Annotated in this window: 19 protein-coding genes; 8 read left to right on the top strand and 11 right to left on the bottom strand. The window is 64.3% G+C overall.

What is annotated here, in order from left to right:
- Positions 1-240 precede the first annotated feature (240 nt).
- From BIWAKO_RS29545 to BIWAKO_RS29535, 3 genes are all read right to left on the bottom strand, one after another.
- Complete coding sequence (locus BIWAKO_RS29545; RefSeq protein ID WP_244523582.1) at positions 241-765, bottom strand: hypothetical protein; 525 nt, start codon at positions 763-765, stop codon at positions 241-243.
- Positions 766-1,232: 467 nt separating this feature from the next.
- Positions 1,233-1,763, bottom strand: coding sequence for a Clp protease N-terminal domain-containing protein (locus tag BIWAKO_RS29540; protein WP_141740286.1), 531 nt, complete (start codon positions 1,761-1,763; stop codon positions 1,233-1,235).
- Positions 1,764-1,772: 9 nt separating this feature from the next.
- Positions 1,773-1,994, bottom strand: a complete 222-nt coding sequence (locus BIWAKO_RS29535) for a hypothetical protein (RefSeq protein WP_069881681.1) — start codon at positions 1,992-1,994, stop codon at positions 1,773-1,775.
- Positions 1,995-2,224: 230 nt separating this feature from the next.
- On the opposite strand from BIWAKO_RS29535, the gene BIWAKO_RS29530 reads away from it, so the two are divergent.
- Positions 2,225-2,950, top strand: coding sequence for a hypothetical protein (locus BIWAKO_RS29530; protein ID WP_069881680.1), 726 nt, complete (start codon positions 2,225-2,227; stop codon positions 2,948-2,950).
- 123 nt (positions 2,951-3,073) lie between these two features.
- Here the strand turns inward: BIWAKO_RS29530 and BIWAKO_RS29525 are convergent, their stop codons facing one another.
- Positions 3,074-4,063 carry a Bug family tripartite tricarboxylate transporter substrate binding protein gene (locus BIWAKO_RS29525; RefSeq protein ID WP_069881679.1) on the bottom strand — a complete coding sequence of 330 codons (990 nt, stop codon included), beginning with the start codon at positions 4,061-4,063 and terminating at the stop codon, positions 3,074-3,076.
- Between the two features lie 79 nt (positions 4,064-4,142).
- Entirely contained in the window at positions 4,143-5,882 is a 1,740-nt protein-coding gene (locus BIWAKO_RS29520; protein ID WP_069881678.1) for an IlvD/Edd family dehydratase, read from the bottom strand.
- A gap of 64 nt (positions 5,883-5,946) precedes the next feature.
- Between BIWAKO_RS29520 and BIWAKO_RS29515 the strand changes: the two genes are divergently transcribed.
- On the top strand, positions 5,947-6,633 hold the full coding sequence (locus BIWAKO_RS29515) for a GntR family transcriptional regulator (RefSeq protein WP_069881677.1): 687 nt from the start codon (positions 5,947-5,949) through the stop codon (positions 6,631-6,633).
- Between the two features lie 124 nt (positions 6,634-6,757).
- Here BIWAKO_RS29515 and BIWAKO_RS29510 read toward each other — a convergent pair whose 3' ends face one another.
- Both BIWAKO_RS29510 and BIWAKO_RS29505 read right to left on the bottom strand, forming a co-directional pair.
- The gene (locus tag BIWAKO_RS29510) at positions 6,758-8,182 is read right to left on the bottom strand and encodes an amidase (RefSeq protein ID WP_069881676.1); all 1,425 of its coding nucleotides are present in this window, start codon (positions 8,180-8,182) and stop codon (positions 6,758-6,760) included.
- Positions 8,183-8,345: 163 nt separating this feature from the next.
- Positions 8,346-9,587 (bottom strand): MFS transporter, encoded by a 1,242-nt coding sequence (locus BIWAKO_RS29505; protein ID WP_274533619.1) that lies wholly within the window; start codon positions 9,585-9,587, stop codon positions 8,346-8,348.
- A 174-nt stretch (positions 9,588-9,761) separates the two neighbouring features.
- Here BIWAKO_RS29505 and BIWAKO_RS29500 point away from each other — a divergent pair, with 174 nt between their 5' ends.
- The 5 genes from BIWAKO_RS29500 (at position 9,762) to rfbD (ending at position 13,164) form a co-directional block, all read left to right on the top strand.
- Complete coding sequence (locus tag BIWAKO_RS29500; protein ID WP_201788664.1) at positions 9,762-10,703, top strand: Lrp/AsnC family transcriptional regulator; 942 nt, start codon at positions 9,762-9,764, stop codon at positions 10,701-10,703.
- 240 nt (positions 10,704-10,943) lie between these two features.
- Positions 10,944-11,192 (top strand): FCD domain-containing protein, encoded by a 249-nt coding sequence (locus tag BIWAKO_RS29495; protein ID WP_069881673.1) that lies wholly within the window; start codon positions 10,944-10,946, stop codon positions 11,190-11,192.
- A gap of 145 nt (positions 11,193-11,337) precedes the next feature.
- Complete coding sequence (locus BIWAKO_RS29490; RefSeq protein ID WP_141740285.1) at positions 11,338-12,030, top strand: 3'-5' exonuclease; 693 nt, start codon at positions 11,338-11,340, stop codon at positions 12,028-12,030.
- Positions 12,031-12,109: 79 nt separating this feature from the next.
- Entirely contained in the window at positions 12,110-12,271 is a 162-nt protein-coding gene (locus BIWAKO_RS36175; RefSeq protein ID WP_176733437.1) for a hypothetical protein, read from the top strand.
- Positions 12,271-13,164 (top strand): dTDP-4-dehydrorhamnose reductase, encoded by an 894-nt coding sequence (rfbD, locus tag BIWAKO_RS29485; RefSeq protein WP_074471631.1) that lies wholly within the window; start codon positions 12,271-12,273, stop codon positions 13,162-13,164. Before BIWAKO_RS36175 ends, rfbD begins: the two co-directional genes overlap by 1 nt.
- Here rfbD and BIWAKO_RS36170 read toward each other — a convergent pair.
- From BIWAKO_RS36170 to BIWAKO_RS35650, 4 genes are all read right to left on the bottom strand, one after another.
- Entirely contained in the window at positions 13,155-13,313 is a 159-nt protein-coding gene (locus BIWAKO_RS36170) for a hypothetical protein (RefSeq protein WP_176733436.1), read from the bottom strand. The two genes, rfbD and BIWAKO_RS36170, sit on opposite strands and share 10 nt — an antisense overlap.
- A gap of 31 nt (positions 13,314-13,344) precedes the next feature.
- Positions 13,345-13,797: a hypothetical protein gene (locus BIWAKO_RS29480; RefSeq protein WP_069881671.1), complete on the bottom strand. Its 453-nt coding sequence runs from the start codon at positions 13,795-13,797 to the stop codon at positions 13,345-13,347.
- Between the two features lie 83 nt (positions 13,798-13,880).
- Positions 13,881-14,069: a hypothetical protein gene (locus tag BIWAKO_RS29475; protein WP_069881670.1), complete on the bottom strand. Its 189-nt coding sequence runs from the start codon at positions 14,067-14,069 to the stop codon at positions 13,881-13,883.
- Between the two features lie 74 nt (positions 14,070-14,143).
- On the bottom strand, positions 14,144-14,365 hold the full coding sequence (locus BIWAKO_RS35650) for a hypothetical protein (protein ID WP_141740284.1): 222 nt from the start codon (positions 14,363-14,365) through the stop codon (positions 14,144-14,146).
- A 1,386-nt stretch (positions 14,366-15,751) separates the two neighbouring features.
- Between BIWAKO_RS35650 and BIWAKO_RS29465 the strand changes: the two genes are divergently transcribed.
- Positions 15,752-22,690 (top strand): peroxidase family protein, encoded by a 6,939-nt coding sequence (locus BIWAKO_RS29465; protein WP_465247420.1) that lies wholly within the window; start codon positions 15,752-15,754, stop codon positions 22,688-22,690.
- Positions 22,691-22,739: the final 49 nt, after the last annotated feature.

The following is a 22,739-nucleotide window of genomic DNA, read 5'->3' as shown; positions in this document are numbered from 1 at the left end:
CATCGAAAAGGGGAATCCGGCTCTCCGCAAAAATCCGATGCCTGGACAAGGAGCTGGATCGCCGCCCCTCCGTCCGAACGGATAGAGGGGGATCTACAGTTCGGCGAAAGCTACAGCCAGCGAACGACTTGGATAGAGCAGTTCGAATCCCCGCGATCCGCAAAGCGCTGCCGGCAGTCGCGGTCGGCCAGCGCTTGGGTGATGCGCTTGGATGTTTGGGCTTAAGCCAGGACTGGCCGCTCAAATCGACGTGCCGAATACAAGCGGCGTAACGGCGACGATCACGACAAACTGCGTGGCGTTGAACGCCATGGCCCGCCAATGCAGTCCGCGCAGTCGATGGACCGCCTGCGCATCGCCGGCGTCGCGGGCGGACAGTTCGGCATCGATGTTCCGCAGGAACCAACTCCGTATCGCGAGCGCCAAGCTCGCTATCACCGCCAGGCCGAGAGCGAAAATCGGACGGCCGGCTATCATGAAGGCGACAATTCCAATGACCGAGCCAATGCAGATCAATCGGAAATGAACGCTGAACAGGCCCCGCAACAGCCAGGTGACAACCGGGTCGTCGAAATTTCCGAGAAGGAAGGTCGGCGACGCGATGAGAAAGTATAGGGTTGGAAGCAATACGGCCACGATACCGGCGACGGCAAAAGCATCGGCTGACATAACACAGTCCTCGCTTGCCACATGGGCCAACCTAGGCACAGGCAAATACGGCAACAATCGAACTTTGGTCGTAGCAAAACGATCATTGGCCGGCATCGCCGGGGCATCAGGACGCCCATCGTCGGTGACGATGCCGGAGGAGCCGTGACGCTAAGTCGATCACACCTGTCGCAGAACCCGATGGCGTTTTTCAGCAGTGGGCCCGCAGATGTTCAACTGCGTTTGCCTGGCCAACAGCATCGAACACAAGGTGACCAAGCCCTGCCGCCCTTGCGCCAATGGTCAGGCCGAGCAGCGAAATGGCCAATGGCGAAGCGATCCACGTGGGCGGAATGCGCATAGGTTTGCGGTCTGGGGCGTTGCAGTCACGCCCACATGAGAATTCCACAGAGTCGATCTATCCAGCGAAAGCGACAGGCAGCAAGCGACCTGGGCATGGCCGTTCGAATCCCACGCGATCCGCCACTTCAGTCCCTGAGTGGGCACTGAGTTTACGGCACCCCGGCTGCCCTTCTGCCGGAGCCGCCATGACCCCGAACGGAAGGGACGTGCGAACGGGTCGGCTAGGCCGAGCGCTGTTGGACCGCAGAAGAGACTTCGATGACAGCCTCGGCGGCTCGCTTCAGCGCGGCGCGGTCGATCTGCATCGCGCGCAATGCGCGCGCGGCGACACCGTGCTCGATCTCGGCAACGGCGACGATGACATGGGCTCCGAGCAAGGGCTTGTGCCTCGTCCTGTCGGCGGCCAGGGCCTGCATCACCTCCTGACCAGACGCGGCGGCGCTGTAGACGCCGTGACGTTCGCCGGTCGCGTTCTCCGGGGAGGGACGAGCGAGCGCTTGCGGATCAAGCCCGATACGGCCCAACGCATCTTCATATTGGCGCTGGATCGCTGCCCTGAAAGCCGAGGCGTCCGCTCCAAGCTTCGCGAAAGCCAGCTTCGCCGTGCCATCCGGCAGATCAATCGCGGCGAGCAGGAAATGCTCGGCGCCAGGCTTGGGGATGCCTTCGCGCAAGGCGTGCTTTTCCGCTTCCTCGCACAGGGTCTTGATCGTGCCCATGGTTGCGATGCGCTTCCTGATCTTATCGAGCACTGAAAACTCCTACGTGGAATCATCCGCCGCTGAGATGCTGGACAGCCGCTTGTGAGCGGCCTGTTTGGTAACGCCCAGCGCCTGGGCGATCTTCGCCCAGGACCAGCCTTGGCGCAGGGCCGACCTGACTGCCTGCCGCTCCAACTGGTCAGCCAAATGACGCAGGGCCACCACAGCGGCCAATGCCTCTTCAGGTTCATCCGGAGTCGGCAGTTTACCGAGGCCATCCATTCGTCAACTCTCGCTGACGGCAACGGTCATGTCAACCAAGGTTGACGAATAGACGGCCGCCGAGACATCGCACAGTCCCGCCAGATGCCGTTTTGGAGGGCCGTGACGTAGAGGTCACTGTTTGCGCTGTTCCGTCACGACTGCTTTGCTCAATATGTCGTCGTCGCTATTCGCGGCAGGATTTTTCGACGAACAGGTCTGATTGGTGGTTCCACCCATGGGAGTCGATCTTGCGCCCTAAGGTTTCGACGGTTCTTGCTGCCCTCGTCTTCGCGTCCGGGCTTGGCGTGACCGGCTATGCTGTCGCAAACCCCGGCGCCGCGCTCTGTGCCGCCTCCGGCATCATGCCGCTGAGCCGGCTGCATGACGGGACTTTGGTCGAGTACAGCGCGTCCGATCCAGATCACCCAGCGACGGTTCAGCGCCTACTGTCAGACGCCAAGGGCAGGATCGGAGAGATCTTTGGAGAACCTCGATCGGCCCCGATCGTCGTGTTCTTCAATGACGCGACAGGCTTTTGGCCGTTCCGGCTCAACGTCTACGGCAGCACCGAGTTCATCGGCGCAAGAACCTGTGTTCTGATCGGACCCAAAGGGCAGACCATCGACGTCGTCGCGCATGAATTGATGCATGCCGAAATCGCCGATCGGATCGGAATCTGGGCCAGATACACCGACCTCCCGACATGGTTCGACGAGGGCCTTGCGATGCAGGTTGATTTCAGGCCGGACTACGACATGCCGGGCGGGGCAAATGTCGAGACGAAATCCGTGCGGGCGCTGCGGTCGCCCCGTGAATTCTTCGTTCCGGACGACCGGCAATTGACCAGAAACTACGCGTTCGCAAAGGCTGAAACCGCGCTATGGGCCAGGCGGGTCGGATACGCGTCTGTCTATGCTGAGCTCGAGCGCGTGAGGCGCGGCGAGCCCTTTGAGATCATCGCCGGCACGAACTGACGCCCATGCCGGGGCTAAACATCCAGCGCCGCGCCGATTCTCATTCCATCATGGAGCGCCGGGCGCCGCGATGGATGTCGGGGTCGGCTGCCCCGGCGCGACGCGGGGGCAGGGCACGCGCCGCTATTCGGGCTTGAGCCCGGTCGCCTTGATCAGGTCGCTCCATTTCTGCATCTCGCTGTCGATCAGCGCGGCGGCCTCCGTCGGCGTGCCGGGCTTTGGCGTCACGCCCTGCAGCTTCATCGCTTCCAGCGCCTTGGGGCTCTTCAGCGCCTTGACGATCTCGGCGTTGAGCTTGTCGATGATCGGCTGCGGCGTGCCGGCCGGGGCGAGCACCCCGAACCAGGAGCCGATCTCGAAATCGGGCAGCCCCTGCGCGATCGCGGTCGGATAATCCGGCATGAAGGGCGAGGGCTCGCGGCCGGTGGTGGCGATCGCCTTCAGCGAGCCCGCATTCACATGCTGGAGCACGGAGGGAATCGTGTCGAACATCACCTTGACCTGGCCGCCGATCATGTCGGTCATCGCCGGGCCGCTGCCGCGATAGGGCACATGACCGAGCTTCGTCCCGGCGCGCGCATTGAACATCTCGCCGGCCAGATGCTGCGGCGAGCCATTGCCGGAGGAGGCGTAGTTGAAGTCCTCGGGCTTGGCCTTTGCGAGCGCGATCAGCTCGGGGACCGTCTTCGCCTGTACGGAGGGGTGGACGACGAGCGCGAGACCGACCGTGCCGGCGAGGGTGACCGGCGCGAAATCCTTCTTCAGGTCGAAGCCGGGCTTGGCCTGCAGCCCCATATTGATCGAGTGGCTGGTGAGCGCGCCCATCAGCAGCAGATAGCCATCGGGCTGGGAGCGGGCGACGGCAGCCGCGCCGACGCTGCCGGCTGCGCCGGCGCGGTTCTCGACGATGACGCGCTGGCCGATCGTCTGCGAGAGTTCCTCGGCGATGACGCGGCCGATGATGTCGGTCGCCCCGCCCGGCGCATAGGGCACGAGCAGCGTGACCGGCCGTTGCGGATAGGCCTGGGCGCCTGCGGGACCGGCAAGGGCAAGCGAGAGACCGGCAAGCGAGAGAGCGGCGAGCGTGCCGCCGAGAAAGGCGCGTTTCAGCATCGGGCAGTGTCCTCCGGGTTGGGCTGCGGGCCGGTTCGTCCGGCCCTGCATCGCTTGTCTTGAGCCGCGCTGCGGCCGGTCAGCAGAAGTCGAAATCGCAGCCTTCGTCGGCCTGGAGGACGCTTTTCAGATAGAGCCCGCGATAGCCGCGCGAGGGCTCGCTGAGATGGGCGGGCGCCTGCCATTCTGCCCTGCGGCGGTCGAGCTCGGCCGCCTCGACCAAGAGTTCGATCTGGCGGGCGGGCACGTTGAGCCTGATCAGGTCGCCGTCGCGGACGAGCCCGAGCGGGCCGCCCACCGCCGATTCCGGCGTGATGTGCAGCACGATCGTGCCGAAGGCGGTGCCGCTCATGCGGGCATCCGAAATCCGCACCATGTCCTTGACGCCGGCCTGGGCCAGCTTCTTCGGGATCGGCAGATAGCCGGCCTCGGGCATGCCGGGCGCGCCCTTGGGGCCGGCATTGCGCAGCACGAGCACGTCATCGGCGCTGACATCGAGCGCGGGATCATCCATGCGCGTCACCATGTCCTCGACGGAGTCGAAGACCACGGCCCGGCCGGTATGCTGGAGCAGGGCAGGAGAGGCGGCCGAATGCTTGATCACCGCGCCGCCCGGCGCCAGGTTGCCGCGCAGCACGGCCATGCCGCCGGTCTGCTTGAGCGGGTTTGCGGCGCTGCGGATGATCGTCTGGTTCGGCACCTCTTCGGCAGCCTCCGCGATCTCGCCGATGGTCTGGCCGCTGATGGTGATGGCGTCGAGCGCCAGATGCGCGCGCAGCTCCTTCATCAGCTTCGGCACGCCGCCGGCCCAGTGGAAATGCTCCATGTAATGATCGCCCGACGGCTTCAGATCGATCAGCACCGGCACGGCGCGGCCGATCGCGTCGAACTCCTCGAGATCGATGCTCAAGCCGGCGCGCCGCGCGATGGCCGCGAGATGGACGAGCCCGTTGGTCGAGCCGCCGATCGCCTGCAGCACCACCATGGCGTTGCGGAAGGCGGTCTCGGTCAGCAATTCGCTCGGCCGCAATCCACGTGAGCTCTCGCCGCCCTTGGCCAACGCGACGGCCTGCCTGCCGCTGGCTTCGGCGGCGCGGATGCGGTCGGCATGGGTCGCTGGGATCGTGCCGGTGCCGGGCAGCGCGATGCCGAGCGCCTCGACCAGGCAGCCCATGGTGCTGGCCGTGCCCATGACCATGCAGGTGCCTTGCGTCGGCGCGAGCCTGCCGCTCAGGACCTCGATCTCGGCCTCGTCGATCGTGCCGGCCCGGTGCTGGCCCCAGAGCCTGCGGCAATCCGTGCAGGCGCCGAGGATCTCGCCCTTGTGATGGCCGACCAGCATCGGGCCGGTGATGAGCTGGATCGCGGGGATATCGGCCGAGACCGCGCCCATCAGCTGCGCCGGCACGGTCTTGTCGCAGCCGCCGATCAGCACGACCGAATCCATCGGCTGGGCGCGGATCATCTCCTCGGTGTCGATCGCCATCAGGTTGCGCAGGAACATCGAGGTCGGGTTCGAGAACGACTCGTGGATCGAGACGGTCGGGAACTCCATCGGCAGGCCGCCGGCGAGCATGACGCCGCGCTTCACCGCCTCGATCAGGCGCGGAACATTGCCGTGACAGGGGTTGAAGTCGCTGAAGGTGTTGGTGATGCCGATGATCGGCCGGTCGAGCGCATCGTCGGAAAAGCCGGCCGCCTTGATGAAGGCCTTGCGCAGGAACAGCGAAAAACCCGGATCGCCATAGCTGGCGAGATTGCGGCGCATGCCGCGCGGGGCCAGTTTGGCGGGGGCCGTCTTGTCATTGGTGCTCGTCATGACATGATGAGGGGTCGTCGTTGACAGGATTGTCAACAATTATGTTGGAGTTGGAATAAGTCGCATGTCCGTCCTCGCGCTGAAGCCTGCCGCCGCCGATCGCACCCGCATGGTGGCGGATGCCCTCGAGGAGGAGATCGTGCTCGGCTGGCTGCTGCCGCGCGAGCGCCTGATCGAGGAGGACATCGCTGCTCGGCTCGAGGTGAAGCGCCATGTCGTGCGCGAGGCGCTGGCCGAGCTGGAGCGGGTCGGCCTGGTCGAGCGCGTGCCGAACAAGGGCGCAGCCGTCAGGCTGCTGGAGCCGCAAGAGGTGCGCCAGATCTATTCGGTGCGTGAGGCGCTGGAGACCTTGGCCGCGCAGCAGATTCCGCTGCCGGCCGGCTCCGAGATCGTCTCGCGGCTGAAAGCCATTCAGGGCGTCCATGCGGCCGCGGTCACCGATGCCGACGCGCGTGCGGCCTTCCGCGCCAATATGGCGTTTCACGAGGCGCTCTTTGCCGCCTGCGGCAATCCGCATCTCGTCGAGCTGATCCAGATGATGGCGCAGAAGGTTCATGGCGCCCGTTCGATCACGGCGGCAAACCCGGCGCATCTGGCGCTGGCCTGCGCCGAGCATTGGGCGATGATCGCCGCGCTCGAGGCCGGCGACCGGGCCGGGCTGGTCCAGCTCTGCCGCGACCATCTGCGCCCCTCGCGCGACGCCTATATCGCCTCAGTGGAGCAGCGGCAGGGCCGCGATCAGGCGCGATAGGGTGGCGTTGATGCGGTGAAGCATTGGGCGGCTATGCGCTGGCCCGTCCCTGACGCTGGGAACGTCTGCTTCCCGGCAAGTCGACAGAGACGGTCGCACGCGCAGGGTGGGCTCGCCTGGATGCTCACAACCTCCAGGCCGACAAATCCGGCACGGGCCGATCGTTGGCAAGGAGCGGCTCCAGGGCGGCGGCGCAGTCCAGAAGGGACGCATCGCGGCCCGCCGGCGCAATCAACTGCCCGGAGAGCGGCAGGCCTGCCTCATCGAACCCCGACGGCAAGGCGATTGCCGGTGCTCCGAGGAAATTGGCCGGGCGCAGAAGCGCCCCCAGGCCCGCGTGACGCATGTCCGCCTCGTCCATGGTCTGGGCCGCTTGATCACAGGCCGGCATAAGCAGGGCATCCCAGTGCTCCATCGCACGGGCGAATGCGGTCATGTCAGCACGGCGGCGCGCCAATGCGGCGTCGTAGGCAGAATCGGTAATCCGGCCGCCGGCAGCGATGCGAGCGCGCACCACGTCCCAAAGCGGCTGATCGGGGTCTTCGGCGAGGGCGCCGTAATGTCGATAGGCCTCGTAGGCGAGCACAAGGGAATTGTCCTCGGCCATGCGCCGGAAGGACAGGCCCGCCGGCGGCTGCCATGGCGTCGGTGTGAATCCGGCCTCCGACAGCCGCTCCATCGTTCTGTGCCAGGCGCCAAGGGGCTGGCCTGACAGCTCGGCCGGCCAGCACTGGGCATCGAGTACCGCGATCGGGCCCACATCGCGTGGCAAAGGCTCCGCCAGGCTTGTGAAGGCCGTCGCGGGAAGCGCCAGTGTAGCGGGATCGTCGACATCCGGCCGGGCGAGCAATTGGGTGAAAAGGCGAGCGTCGGCCACCGTTCGAGCGACCGGACCCAACACGTCGAGCGTTTCAGACAAGGGCAGGCAGCCTGCACGGCTGATCATGCCGGAGGAGGGCTTGTAACCGACAAGTCCGTTCAACGCGGCCGGCGCCCGTACGGAGCCGCCAGTGTCGCCGCCGAGCGCCAATGGGGCCAGACCCGCAGCCACCGCAACGCCGCAACCGCTGGAGGATCCGCCCGGCGCACGGACCTGCCGCGCATCCCATGGATTGCGCGGTGTGCCCTGGGTCGGGTTCTGTCCGGAGAGACCGAAGGCGAACTCCGTCATGCGCGTCTTGCCAAGGACGACCATTCCCTGCGCTTCGATGAGGCGCAGCACCGCGGCAGTCTCCGAACTGACTTCCCCCATTCGCGAAAGCGAACCCAGGGTGGCGCTCACGCCTTTCCACTGCACGGAATCCTTGATCGCGAGTGGCACGCCATGAAATGGTCCCGTCAATTCGCCTGCCGCGAGCGACCGATCGGCTGCCTCGGCTTGCGCCAGCGCGCGTTCTGCAGTGACCTCACTATAGGCGCCCAACCCCGACGCTCGTTCGATGCGATCGAGGAAATGCAGCGTGACCTGGCGCGAGGTCAGGTCGCGTTCGCGGATGGCCCGGGCAATGTCTCGCGCGTCCTGAAAATGCAGTTCAGTATTTTTCGACATGGCTCTTCTTGAAAGCGGCCTTTGGAGCCTGCCGTGTTTCCGACTGGCCCCGTGCCATGGATGATGCCGTGGCCCAGGATCAGGGGCCAAGGGTACGGGCGCACTTGCCGAAGCAGGTACTTGCCGAAGCAGGTACTTGCCGAAGCAGGTGCGCCCGCAGGCACTATTTCAGAGGCTGTCCCGCCGTCTCCGGCATCCGGATGAAGGTGATCAGGGTGATCACCGCGCCGGCCAGCACATAGTAGAAGAACCATTTCTCCATGCCGTTGGCCTGGAGCCAGGTCAGCAGATAGGGCGTGGTGCCGCCCAACAGGGCAACGACCAGATTGTAGGGTGCCCCGATACCGACGGCGCGAACGCTGGTCGGGAACTGCTCGGCCATGATCGCCGGTCCGATAGCGGTGTACATGGCGTAGAGCACGAGCCCGAAGAGCTCCACGGCCAGGATCGAACCGAAGGAAGGGCCCATCGACGTCATCAGCGGATAGAAGAAGATCAGGTAGCCCGCTGCGAACACGATGAGCTGAGGCTTGCGCCCGATACGGTCGGACAGCATGCCGAACAGCGGCTGGACGACCATGAAGACGATGAGGGCCACGGTGTTTGCTGCAAATGCGGTCTTCGGATCTGCATTGACGTGGCGGATCGCGTAGGTGGGGACGTAGGCAACGAAAAGATAGAACGCGAAGGTTGTCAGCACGGAGAAGCCGACGATGCGCAGCACCTCACGCGGATGCTGACGCATGAGCGTGCGCAGCGGCTGTTTCTCGACGCCGCTCTTTTTGCTCTTCGAGAACGTTTCCGTCTCAGGAGCGGAGCGCCTGATCCACATGCCTACGACACCGCCCAAAGCCCCGACCAGGAAGGGAATGCGCCAGCCCCAGGCATTCATGTCCTCAGGCGAGAGGGTGGACGTCAGGAGCCAGCCGATGGAAGAGGCGGCGAGAATGCCGGCCGCCGCGCTGAAGAACAGGAAGCTGGAATAGAACCCGCGGCGATTGTCGGGCGCCATCTCGGTAAGGTAGGTCGTGGCGGAAGCGTATTCGCCGCCCAGCGACAGGCCTTGAATCAGACGTGCGGCCGTGAGCAGCAGAGGAGCGGCGAGGCCGATGGTTGCATAGGTGGGGGTGAGGCCGATGATGAGCGAACCGCCGGCCATCATAAGAATGGTGAGTGCCAGGGCGGCCTTGCGGCCGTAGCGGTCCGAAAAAATGCCGATGAGCCAGCCGCCCACCGGGCGCATGAAGAAACCCACGGCGAAGATGCCGAAGGCAGCTAGAAGGGCTGTGGTTTCGTTGCCTTCGGGAAAGAACTGTCTGGAGAAGAAGATCGCAAAGGAGGCGTAGATGGTCCAGTCGAACCATTCCACCGCATTGCCGACGCTGCCGGCGAGAACTGTGCGCATGGGCGATGCCTGTGTCACGGTCGTCCCTCCTGCATCGCGCATGGTCTGGTTCATTAAATCCTCCAATTGTTAGTTTATCGTCATGTCGCCTATCTATTTTTCATTTTTCGGTCAACATTGGATGTGGCTATGAATTATATGGTTGCATCGATGCTTGGCTCTCATGTCTCGCCCATGGATCAGACGGATCTCGCCTGCCTGATCGCATTGCAGGCCCACCCACGCGCGTCCTGGCGCGAGCTCGAGGCGGTGTCGGGAATCGCACAGCGCACCGTCGCGCGTCGGATCAAGCGCCTGATGGACGCCGATGCCTTGCGCGTCATCGCCGAACCCGATCCCCTGGTTATCGGACGAGGCGTGGTCCTGCATGCCTGGGTTCGCTGTCGGTCAGGCTGCGTTTCCGATGTGGCGGAACACTTGTCGCGATTAGACACTTGCCAACTGGTGGTGACGCTTGCCGGCTCGGCCGACCTGATGGCTGAGCTCACGCTTGCCGACGCCGCCGATATGCCGGACGTGGTCACCCGCCTGTTGCCTTCGATCCATGGCGTCGAACATGTCGAAGCCCGGCTGGTGCTGCGGCCATTCAGGCGCGCAGGCCAATGGCGCATTCAGGCCTGCCCGAACGCGGGAGCGGATCTTGTCCCGCTCAGTCAACCTTCAGTGTTGAGCCCGCAGGAGCAGGCGATGACAGCCCATCTTATGCGCGACGGCCGGGCGAACCTGGCCGAACTGGCGACGCAAGCCGGTGTGAGCGAACCGACCGCGCATCGGATGCTGCAGAGCCTGATAGACCGTCGCGCGCTGAGTTTCCGTGTGGAGGTCGAGCCCGCGCTGGTGGGCTTTCCGGTTGAAGCGCTGATCGCAATCCAGGCACGGCCGCAAGCAGTGGAAGCCCTCGCGGGACAGCTGGCGCTCGACCCGCACACGCGCTGCCTGTTCGGGACAAGCGGTGCTTCTCAGCTTTTCTGGCACGTCCTGTGCCGCGACAGCCTTCACCTGTGGGATGTTGTGACGCGCCAGCTCGGCGCATTGGAAGGCGTTCTCAACAGCGACGTCAGCGTGGTGATGCGCGCACACAAGCGCTGCGGCATTGCTCGGCCCGCAACCAGCTAGAGCATGTCATCCCGAACGTGGGAACCGCTTTCGGGATGACATGCGCAAGAACAAGGACCCAAGGCGTATGGAGCGAATCTGAACGTTCGCGATACGCTTTAACCGACAGATATTCGCGCTGTGTCTCGCGTGCGGTCGTCTTCCAGGCCGCGTCGCATTCGCCGTTGGGGCCCGCGATGCTGCGGAATTCGGAGCCGCGCTCGCTCTCGCCCTCGGTGGAGACTGCTGGAGCCGCAAGAGGTGCGCCAGATCTATTCGGTGCGTGAGGCGCTGGAGACCTTGGCGGCTGAGCAGATTGCGCTGCCGGCCGGGCCCGAGACCCTGTCACGGCTGAAGACGATTCAGGGCGGACATGCGGCGGCGGTCGGGGAGGGCGATGCGCGCGCCGCCTTCCGCGCCAATATGGCGTTTCACGAGGCGCTCTTTGCCGCCTGCGGCAATCCGCATCTCGTCGACCTGATCCAGATGATGGCGCAGAAGGCTCCCTGACCGGCCTGCGGATTACACGGTCGGCGAGCTGCCCCGTTCGCTTGGCGTCCCTGGCCCGAATGTCCGAGGACTCCAGGCGCGACCGAACATCACTGAATGATATCCTGTCTTCGAATCAACGAAGCAGGCGCCAGGAGTCGCAATCTTGAACAGCATCCCCGGCGGACGCTTTGTCGTGCTCGACTTCGAGACAACTGGCCTAAGCCCAAGCATGGGGGCTCGGGTTATTGAAGTGTCGGCCCGCGAAGTGCTGGATGGTCGAGTAGGCCACGAGTTACTCACCTTCGTCGATCCTGGCGTTCGCGTCCCTGCGGAGATAACTCAGATCACCGGCATAACCACTGCGATGCTGAACGGCGCACCGACCTCGGCTGTAGCGATGCGTCAGCTAGCGTCCTTCATTGGATCATCGCCCATCGTTTGCCACAATGCGGGCTTCGATCGAAAATTTTACGAGCATGAGGCGAGTGAGTACCTTGAGGGGCGGCCCGTGCGTACTCTTTGCACCATGCTGTTGGCTCGGCGCATGTTTCCGGGCCGCAAAAGTTATCGATTGGGCAGCCTCATCGAAGAGATGGGCATTTCGTTCCCTGGACGGCTCCATCGAGCGAGTGCAGATACGTTCGTGACCTCGCACCTGTTCGATCGCATCTGCGCAGACGCACGCTCTCATTGTCGCGCCGAGCATTTCAATCACGACGTGCTGCACCGGCTGCAACGTGTCCGGATTGCAGAAGCGCGCGACTGGCTGGCTGCGGTAGATAGCCCTGACACAAAATCGCACTGGAAGCCTGCATCAGCCGCGCTGTCGCCGCAGCCGATGCCGTCTAAGTTCTAATGCCTCATAGTCGGCCTGGTTTGCGACGGGTGTGCGGATAGGTGGGTAAGTTTGCCCAGGTGGGGTGGGATTTTCGATCGTGAACTGGCAAATTGACCGGAGTGACGATGGGGGCTGGCAAAGCGTCGACGAAGGTTGGCTGAGCGAACAGGAGCAGCGGATGTTTGACGCGCTGGATCGCGTTATTGGTGCGATGGACCGCATGCCTCTCATGCTTTCGCCACTGCGGTTTTTCGACTGATGGGTCTGCGCATCGTCGTCACCGGTTGGACCGGCCAGGTCGTCCGCGCCATGCTGGAGCGCGTGCCGGCCGGTGTTGAAGTCGTCGCGCTCCGCCGCCCGGATCTGGATCTCGCCATCCCCAAAATGATCGCGCCAGCGCTGCGCGCAGCCAGGCCCCATGTCATCGTCAATGCGGCAGCCTATACGGCGGTGGACCAGGCTGAGAGCGAACCCGACCTCGCCATGCGCGTCAACGGCGAGGCGGCTGGTGAAGCGGCGCGCGCGGCTGCCGCACTTGGCGTCCCCGTCATCCAGATCTCGACCGACTACGTCTTCGACGGGGCGCTCGACCGGCCCTATCGCGAGGACGACGCGACCGGGCCGATCTCAGCCTATGGTGCCAGCAAGCTGGCCGGCGAGCGGGCCGTCGCGGCCGCCTCGGACAACCACGCGATCCTGCGCACGGCCTGGATCTACAGCCCCTTCGGCAAGAATTTCGTCAAGACCATGCTGCGCCTGGCCGAAACGAGCGACGAGGTCGGTGTGGTCGCGGACCAGCATGGCTGCCCGACCAGCGCGCTCGACATTGCCGACGCCGTCCTGGCGGTGGCGCGCAATCTGGTCGCCCGCCCCCAGGACGAGACGCTGCGCGGCATCTTTCACATGAGCGCTGCGGGCGAGGCGGCCTGGGCCGATGTCGCCGAGGCGATCTTCGCAGACCGGGAGCGGCTCGGCGGCAAGCCGGTCGCGGTCAAGCGCATCGCCACGACGGATTACCCGACGCCAGCGCAGAGGCCGGCCAATTCACGGCTCGACTGTGGGAAGCTCGCCGCGCGGCACGGCGTTACGCTTCCCCCATGGCGCGGCTCGCTGGCGACCTGCGTCGAGCGTCTCCTCAAGGATCAGGGATAGACCACGTCCAACTGCGGCGGATTCGCCTCACGCACCATGGCGTTCTCCGCCGTGACGCGGAAGAAGCGGGCGATCTCGCAGACATTGCCGTGCTCGGCCGGGGCGCCTTCCCCTACGGGATCGGAGGAATGCGAAGCGATTGGCGCCAAATGGCAAGACCCGGCGACCCTGCGGTCGCGACTAGCTTGGCCTGCAAGCGCCCAACACAGTTTCCGGTTTGATTTTCCGCACCAACGCCGAGCAGATAATGGCTCGACCGCGAACAGATACCCCAACGCCGGGAAGGGTTTTGGCCGTTCTGGTGATGTCGGTATCCGCGATCCTGTTCAGATGCGGGATCAGTAATCCGCTTTGGACCACGTCAAGGATCGCAGCGCTCTCCGACCAGGCGCTTGCAGGGACTTCGAACAATATCTGGGTGACAACATTTCTGCGGTCCCGCTGGATGTAGAGCCAACGCTTTTCCGAACGATCGGACACAGCGCAAAACTCAGGCCTGCAACCGCGATCACGAAGGCCCAACTCCGCGCGCCCGACGACGCCGGCGACAAACTCTTCTACCGATACTCCGAAATTGGCGGCGGCGGCCTGCCCCGCGACCAGCATCAACCCGGTGATCAACAGCCCGCGCATGTTCCCCCCTCGTTTGGATTGCGAAAGTCGGCACGAGAGTAGGGGGCGCTCCGTGATGCCGCCGCATCGGGCCCGGTCCCCCTCTACCCCATCGCTTCGCGCTCGTTCATCAGCTTGGTCAGCAGGTCCTGTTGGTCGTTGATCCTGTTCGCGATGGCCTCTTCCGCGCCAGATCCAGAGGTCGCGGTGGCACGCTCCATCAGATCGGCGATGGTCCTTCGGGCGAGCGCAATCTGGTCATCGAGCCTCTGTTTGGACGTGTTTTCAGGCATTGTGCGGCCCTCCTGGACGTGCGGCGATCCCGAAACGAGGCAGGCGTATGTCTTTGGCGTGCGGGCCGTCCGTCTCAGGCCGCGCGTCTGTGCAGTGAGCGCAGACAGTGCTCGGCCTGCTGATAATGCCGCTCGGCTTCAATGCGGTTGCCCGCGAGGGCTTCCGTGTCACCAAGCTTCATGGCGCGCGCGTATCCCTGTTGGGCATCCTCTCGCGTCACCAATTGTTCCCGCGCCGCGGGCTGGCTCCCCGGGTTGAAGGCCGGCGAATTCCGGCGCGCGTAAGATTGACCCACGGGCCTTCTCCTCATCCATCTCTGCAACCACGAGCGCCCCAGGCAGCTTCAGGCTATCGAAGCTTGGTCGAGCGCAAGCGCGCCTCGGCTTTCGTCGCGAGCAAAATTCTCAAAGCGATGGCGGCGCAGAAGAGGCCGGCGGGGATAACAGTCTTCTGCTGCAGGAACCACTCCACTGAGCCTCGCGTGCGGCCTGACCGCGTTGCCAATTCACTGACAAAGTCGACCCCATCGCAACTGGCCCGCAGTTCCTGGAAAAGAGCGACCCCCGTTGGGGGCACTCCGGGTCCAATCGGCTTGGGGATACGTGGTTCGAATGAACCTGCCATGGGGGCTTGCTCTGCGGGGCTGCCCAATAAACGCGCGCCAATGGATTTGGTTCCGCAAGGAACCGACCGTCCGCCGTGCCCCTCGGCATGATGGTGCCAACGCTATCGTGCGATCCAGGCCGGTGATCGCGCGGCGTCACCACGGGACGGCCTTTGCGAAATCGAAACAGCGTCTTTTTGCCCGGCGCGGCCGTCGCCGGGTCGTCATCGCCAACCCCGGTCCTGCTCATCCGCTGTGACAGGATCCATTGGATCGTTGCGAATGCGGCGAGTGGGACCGAACCGGCTCTCGTGAACCTCTCTGTCGGGGAGATTCCTGCCCTTCACGTCTCTGTTCGGAAAGGCCGGTCGGCGCCAACTGAGGGCAAGGCGTCGCACGCATTCGGCCGCCGGCGACCGTTGGCATTGGCTCCGCGAGGCAAGTTGCGTCGAGGTCAATGACAACGAGGTGAGGCGCGAGTGGAACAGTGCTTCTCAATGCAATGACCGGCAAGCCCCACGACTGGATGGCATACTCGATTGAACCCCGTACTGCCCTCCACGACGGCACCCACAGATCTTCGGCTTTAGGTTGTGAACGGCGCCCAATTGCGACCGCGTCAGGATTCCCGGTGTCGGACGAGGAGGGAGGCGATGTTCACTGCGGGCAAGTTGTCGGGTCTCGGAACGGGTCCGGAGGAATGCGACAACTAACAGGGACTTTAGTCGGTATCCCAGGGACTTAGGTCTTGAACAGCATCTAGACCAAACTCTGTAGCACGCGCCAGACGCTGGTCGGCGATTACCATACGACATAGTCCTCTAACGACCAGTTCGGCCGGCATGCATCATGCTGACCATGCGACATGCCTGTGACTAACCGAAGTGCCGTCCGATTGAGTTCCGGCTGCCATTGGAATTGATTGGCCTAGACAAAAGTTCAGATCCTCTGGCTGCAGGATATACCTGACGATCTCTCGCCAATAACTCCACGTCACATGGTGGGTTAATCGAATTGAATGCCGCGAAATGTCGATTTCGTGAACGATAAACTGTGTTTTTCTCCAAGGGGATGGTTATGTTCAAGCTGGTGCAGCACGATCTGGAATTCGTCCTGAAGCAGATCAAGATCGGCGAAGCCAATGCCAACGGGGCAGCGCTGACGGAAATTCGCATCGATCCGGAAACTGGCGAAGTCGTTACGGCCGCCGCCCAGTATCTCAACGGCGTCTTCCTGGGAGATCCGACCTGGGCGCGCGCCATCCCCGATCCGCAGACGCCGTTTGGCATCCGCACTGTCGACGGCACCTACAACAATTTGGTTGCCGGCCGCGAGCTCTGGGGGGCCTCCGGCCAACCCATGCCGCGGCTCTTCGAGTCAGGGGGGTACCTCAATGAGGGCGATACTGACACGGTGACTTTCGGTGGGGGGATCACCTTCAGCAACAGCAATTACACGCCCTTTACAAGCGCGAGCCCGTTTGCCGCGCCGGGTTCGGTGACGGATGCCGACCCCCGCCTCATCTCGAACCTGATCGTCGACATGAGCCTGAACAACCCGGCGGCGATCGTCGCTGCGCTCACTTTCGCCGGATCGGAGGCCATCCACGGTACAGCCGGCGACCTCGCCGCTGTTCAAGCCCTGGCCGCCCAATGGCAGCCCCATATGGATGTACTGAAGAGTCCGGCGGCGACCGCGGCCCAAAAGGCCATAGCGATGACCGCCGTCAATGACCTGATGGCTCCTTTCTCGATCGAGGTCGACGCGACGGGCTCGCTGAGCATTCCCAACGTCGCGCCCGATGAGGGGCTGTCGGCGCCATTCAATGCTTGGATGACCTTCTTCGGCCAGTTCTTCGACCATGGCCTCGACCTGATCAGCAAGGGCGACAACGGCACCATCTATGTCCCGCTGCAACCCGACGACCCGCTCTATGTCGAGGGAAGCTCGACCAATTTCATGGTGCTAACCCGCTCGACGCCGGTCGAAGGCTCGCAGCGTAACGTTACGACATCCTGGGTCGACCAGAACCAGACCTACACCTCGCATGCCTCGCACCAGGTCTTCCTGCGCGAATACAAGATCGATCCGGCGACCGGCTTCCCGGTCGCGACCGGCAAGTTGCTCGACGGCGGCCCCGCCGGCCAGCAGAACGGTCTGCCGACCTGGGCAGACGTGAAGGCTCAGGCGCTGATGCTCGGTATCCAGCTGACGGATCGCGATGCGACCAGCGTGCCGCTGATCCGCACGGACGCCTACGGAAACTTCATTCCCGATGCGCAGGGCTTCGCGCAAATCATTACCAATATCGGCGGCGACGGGATTCCGAACACCGCCGACGATACGGTTGTCTCCCGGGGTACGACCGGTATCCCGGTCAACACCTGGACAGTCAACGCGGTGCGCACGGCCAACGCGTTCCTCGACGACATTGCGCACAACGCCGTTCCAGTCGTCATCGGCGGCTTCCTGCAGCCGGATGCGGATGGGATCACCGGCAATCCCGTTCCGGCGAACGATAGGGGGCAGAATACCGAGTATGACGAAGAACTGCTGAACCGCCACTTCATTACCGGCGACGGCCGCGGCAACGAGAATATCGGCCTGACCGCTGTCCACCACGTCTTCCATTCCGAGCACAATCGCCAGGTCGAGGCGCAGAAGCTGACGATCCTGCGCAGCGGGGATCTCGCCTTCATCAACGAATGGCTGAACACCGATCTCAATCCCGGCCAGTTGCCGGCCAATTTCGCGAGCATGAACGCCCTCGCTCAGACTGCCTACGCCAGTACCCTCAATTGGGATGGCGAGCGCCTGTTCCAGGCCGGCCGCTTCGCGACAGAGATGCAGTACCAGCACCTCGTCTTTGAGGAGTTCGCCCGCAAGATCCAGCCGGCGATCGATCCGTTCGTCTTCAACTCCGTCACGGATATCGACCCGTCGATCTTCTCCGAATTCGCCAATGTCGTGTACCGCTTCGGTCATTCGATGCTGACGGACTCCATGCCGCGCATCTTCATCAATCCGGACGGCACGCTCTCGGAGAACGACCCGGGCCTCATCGCGACCTTCCTCAACCCGGTCGCCTTCAACAACAACGGGGCGCTCACCGCGGAGCAGGCTGCGGGCTCGATCGTCCGCGGCATGACCATTGAGCGCGGCAACGAAATCGACGAGTTCATCACCGGTGCGCTGCGCAACAGCCTGCTCGGTATCCCGCTCGACCTCGCAGCGATCAACATCGCGCGCGGCCGTGACACCAACATGCCGACGCTCAACGAGGCGCGCGCGCAGCTCTATGCCGCCACCGGCTCCTCCTTCCTCACGCCCTATGCAAGCTGGGTCGAGTTCGCCGCGAACCTCAAGAACCCGATGTCGGTGGTGAACTTCATCGCCGCCTACGGCACCCACGACTCCATCGAAGCCGAAGCAACCACGGCCGGGAAGAGGGCGGCCGCGACGGCATTGGTTCTCAATCAAACGATCACGATCACGATCGACAATGTGTCCCGCACCTTCTTGCCTCCAAGCGATCGCGTGGCCTACCTGAACAGCACCGGGTGGACCGACGCGACCAACAACAACAGCGCCGAAACCGGCCTCAACAACATCGATCTCTGGATCGGCGGCCTGGCCGAGAAGAAGATGCCGTTTGGTGGCTTCCTCGGATCGACCTTCAATGCCGTGTTCGAAGCGCAGATGGAAAATCTGCAGGATGCCGACCGCTTCTACTATCTGACCCGCACGCAGGGCCTGAACGCCCTCAACGAGCTGGAGCAGAATTCCTTCTCCAAGATGATCATGGCGAACACCGACATCTCGCAGCCCGGGCCTGACGGGATCCGGGGCACGTCGGACGACATCATTTCGCGCCATATCGGCGTCGATTCCTTCGCCACCTACGACTTCGTCTTCGAAGTCGATCCGACCAAGCAGCGCGACTACAATCCCGGCGACGCCTTGAGCGTCGATCCGACGGGCAACGACCCGGTGCTCGAGGCGATGGGCCTGGGCAAGGTCATCCGCAACAATCCGAACACGCCCGGCGCGGACACGAACTACTTCCGCACATTCGGCGGCGAGCATGTCGTGGTGGGCGGCACGAACGGCAACGACACCATCATCACGGATTTCGGCGATGACGGCATCTGGGGCGACGCCGGCGATGACCGCATCGAGTCCGGCGCCGGCGTCGATCTCGTCCTCGGCGGTGCCGGCGACGACATCATCACCGACTCGGGCGACACAGGGGACTTCCTCAAAGGCGAGGAAGGCAACGACGTCATCGCCAACTCCAACGGCCTCGACATCCTGATGGGCGGCGATGGCCAGGATGCGGTGTTCGTCGGCGTCGACGATACCGAGGTGTTTGGCGGTGCCGGCAACGACTTCATCCTCGGCGGCGATGGCGTCGATCTGCTCATGGGCAACGAGGGCGACGATTGGATCGAGGGCGGCGGCGGCTTCGACACCACCGCCGGCGACAATTCCGACCTGTTCTTCAACTCGACCATTCTCGGCCATGACGTGATGTTCGCCGGCTCGGAGGAGCATGATTTCGACGGTGAATCCGGCGACGACATCATGGTGCAGGGCGAAAGCGTCATGCGCAGCGAGGGCATGTGGGGGTTCGACTGGGCGATCCACAAGGGCAATGCCGAGGCAGCCGAATCCGACCTGACCAAGCCGATCTTCACCACCGACGAGGAGGACATCCTGCGTGACCGTTTCGATACGGTCGAGGCGCTCTCCGGCTGGATCCATGACGACAAGCTCTGGGGCGACAATCGCGGCGACGTCTCGGCCGCGGAAATCGACGGCAATCCTGCCCTTGCCAGCGCCGAGAACACGATGGTCGGCCATGAGCTGACACATGGCGGCGTCGCCCGAATCGCCGGTCTGGGCGCTATTCTCGGCGACTTTGCGGTGCAGTCCATCCCCACGGAGTTCGAGGGCGGCGTCGCCTTCCAGGACGGCAACATCCTTCTCGGCGGCGCCGGAAACGACACCATCCAGGGGCGAGGCGGCAACGACATCATCGACGGCGATGCCTGGCTCAACGTGCGGATCAGCATCCGCCCGGTCGGTTCGACACAAGAGATCGCGACGATCGACAGCCTCAAGCATACCTTCACGGCTGCCGCCGGCATACCGGAGGCCTGGGTCGGAAAGAGCCTGTCCGAGCTGATGATCGCGCGGGTTATCACGCCGCTGCAGCTCAATATCGTCCGTGAGGTTCTGGGCCACGGCGACGGCATCCCGAGTGGCGAACCCGGCATCGACACGGCGGTCTACTGGGACATCGTCGACAACTACACCTTCAGCCGCGGCGCCGACGGCTCCTACATCGTCGAGCACACCGGATTCGACCCCGCAAACCGCCCGGACGGAACGAACTTCGTCTCGGACGGCACTGACAAGCTCTGGAACGTCGAGAAGTTGCGCTTCTCCAACGGTAACGGCGGCACTGTCGACTTCAACCTCAGCCAGCTGTTCAACGAGCTGCCGACCGGCGCACCCGTGATCAGCGACCTGACGCCGACCGAGGGCCAGGCCCTGACCGCATCGACCGCGGCGATCGCGGACGGCAACGGTCTGGGCGCGTTCTCCTATCAGTGGCAGGTATCGGAGGACGGCGGCACGACCTGGGCCAACATCGCCAACGCCACCAACTCGACCTTCACGCCCGTCGACCTCCTGGGCGTCGGACAGGTTGGCGACCGCCTCCGCGTCGCCGTCAGCTTCACCGACGGCGCCGGCAACGCCGAGCAGGTCTTCTCCGCACCCACTGGCGTGGTCGGCGACCTCTGGAACCGTGGCGTTCTCACCGGCGCGACCTTCAACGGCACCGCCGGCGACGACATCGCCAACGGAAGCAATGGCATCGGTGGGTTCGGCGCGAACGAGACACTCAACGGCAATGCCGGCGACGACATCCTCAACGGGCTCGGTGGCAACGACACCTTGAACGGCGGTGCCGGCAACGACCGCCTCGACGGTGGCGCCGGCGCGGGTGACGTCGCGATCTTCGCCGGGCCGGCGCGCAGCTTCAGCTTCGGCCTTAACGGGACGGGGCAGCTCGTCGTCACCGACGTGGTCGGAGCGGAGGGCACCGATACCCTGACCACCATCGAGCAGCTCCGCTTCGCCGGGGTGACCTATGCCCTCGTCAACGGGACCGCTGCCGCCAACACGCTCAATGGCGGTGCCAACGCCGACATCATCCTCGGGCATGGCGGAGCCGACACCCTGAACGGCCTCGGCGGCACCGATCTGCTCGTCGGCGGACTCGGCAACGATACCGTCAACGGCGGCGCGGGCAACGACGAGGTCTTGGTCAGGGTCGGAGATGGACGCGACTTCATCGACGGTGGCGCCAATACCGACACCGTCCACATCATGGGCGACGCGTCGGCGGAAACCTACCGGATTTACGCTCGGGTTGATGCCATCGCGGCGGGCATCACCGTCCTCAACGCCAACACTGAGATCGTGATCACCCGGAACGGGACGGACAGCGCCTCTGTGATCGCTGAACTCGACAATATCGAGGAGATCGTGATCAACGGCCTGGGCGGCGGAGACACCTTCATCCCGATCGGCTCCTTCGCAGGCACCAGCCTGCTGACCAGCACGATCACGATCGAGGGCGGATCGGGCGACGATCAGGTCGACGTCTCCTCGCTGCTCTCGGCCCATCGTGTCGTCTTCAAGTCCAACGGCGGCAACGACACCATCGTCGGAACGCTGCGGTCGCAGGACGAAATCCAGGTGGCCGACGGGACAACCCTCGCCGACTACGTCTCGACGGTGAACCCGAACGGCACGACGACGCTGTCCAACGGCACGCACTCGATCACCTACGCCACCGCCGGCGCACCGACAATCGGCGAGGACGATGATGAAGACGAGGACGATGACGACGATGATGACGGCGCCGGAGATGGCGACGACGATGATGACGACACCGGCTCCGGCGACGGTGACGACGATGATGATGATGATGATGACGACGGCGCCGGGGATGGCGACGATGATGATTGCGGCTGTGATGACGACGATGATGATGACGGAGCCGGCACGGGGACGCCGCCTCCCGGCTCGGGCACCAACCCCGGGACGCATGTCGGGACGGGGCTGAGCGATGTCCTGATCGGGGCGGCGGGTGCCGACAACCTGATCGGCCAGGGTGGCGACGATGCCCTGATCGGTGCGGGCGGCGACGACACGATCTCGGCGGGAGACGGCAACGACTTCGTCGATGCCGGGGAGGGCCGCGACGTGGTCTTCGGCGGGGCTGGCGACGACGTGCTGCTCGGTGGGGCCGGCAACGACCTGATCGAGGGCGAGGCCGGTAACGACCGGATCTTCGGCGGCACGGGCGACGACCGGATCACGGCAGGCGCCGGCGACGACACCGTGGTGGCGGGGGCGGGCAATGACGTGATCGTGGGCTCGATCGGTGACGGCAACGACGTCTATTTCGGCGATGACAGCGACGGCGGCTCGGGCATCGACACGCTCGATCTCTCGGCGATCCTGGCGAACCTGACGGTCGATCTCGGCAACGGCCTGCTCGGACGCGGCAGCGCGGTCAGCACGCAAAGCGGCAGCGACACGCTCTGGAGCATCGAGAACGTCGCGACCGGCGCGGGCAACGACACGATCACGGCCAGTGCGGCGGTGAACGTGATGGAGGGCGGGGCGGGCAACGACACCTTCCGCTTCCTGAGCAAGGAAGCGGCGGATGGCGACACCATCCTCGACTTCCAGCCTGGCGATAAGCTCGACCTGTCCGGCATCGACGCCAATGGCGCGCTTGCCGGCAACCAGAGCTTCACCTTGACCAGCGGTCCGGCCTTCACCGCCACCGCCCAGCTGGTGGTCGCCTACGAGACCCGCGCCGACGGCGACTACACCGTGGTCAAGGGCAATGTCGACGGCGACGGCGATGCCGACTTCCAGATCAACCTGAAGGGCAGTCACACCCTGACCGCCGGCAACTTCACGCTCTAGAAGCCGCGTCCTCCCGGCCGGCGGGGCCCGTGCCCGCCGGCCGCCTTCC

This window comes from Bosea sp. BIWAKO-01 (assembly GCF_001748145.1).
GTDB lineage: Bacteria > Pseudomonadota > Alphaproteobacteria > Rhizobiales > Beijerinckiaceae > Allobosea.
The sequence above is the reverse complement of the archived record's forward strand: the minus strand, read 5'-3'. Positions and strand labels throughout refer to the sequence as shown.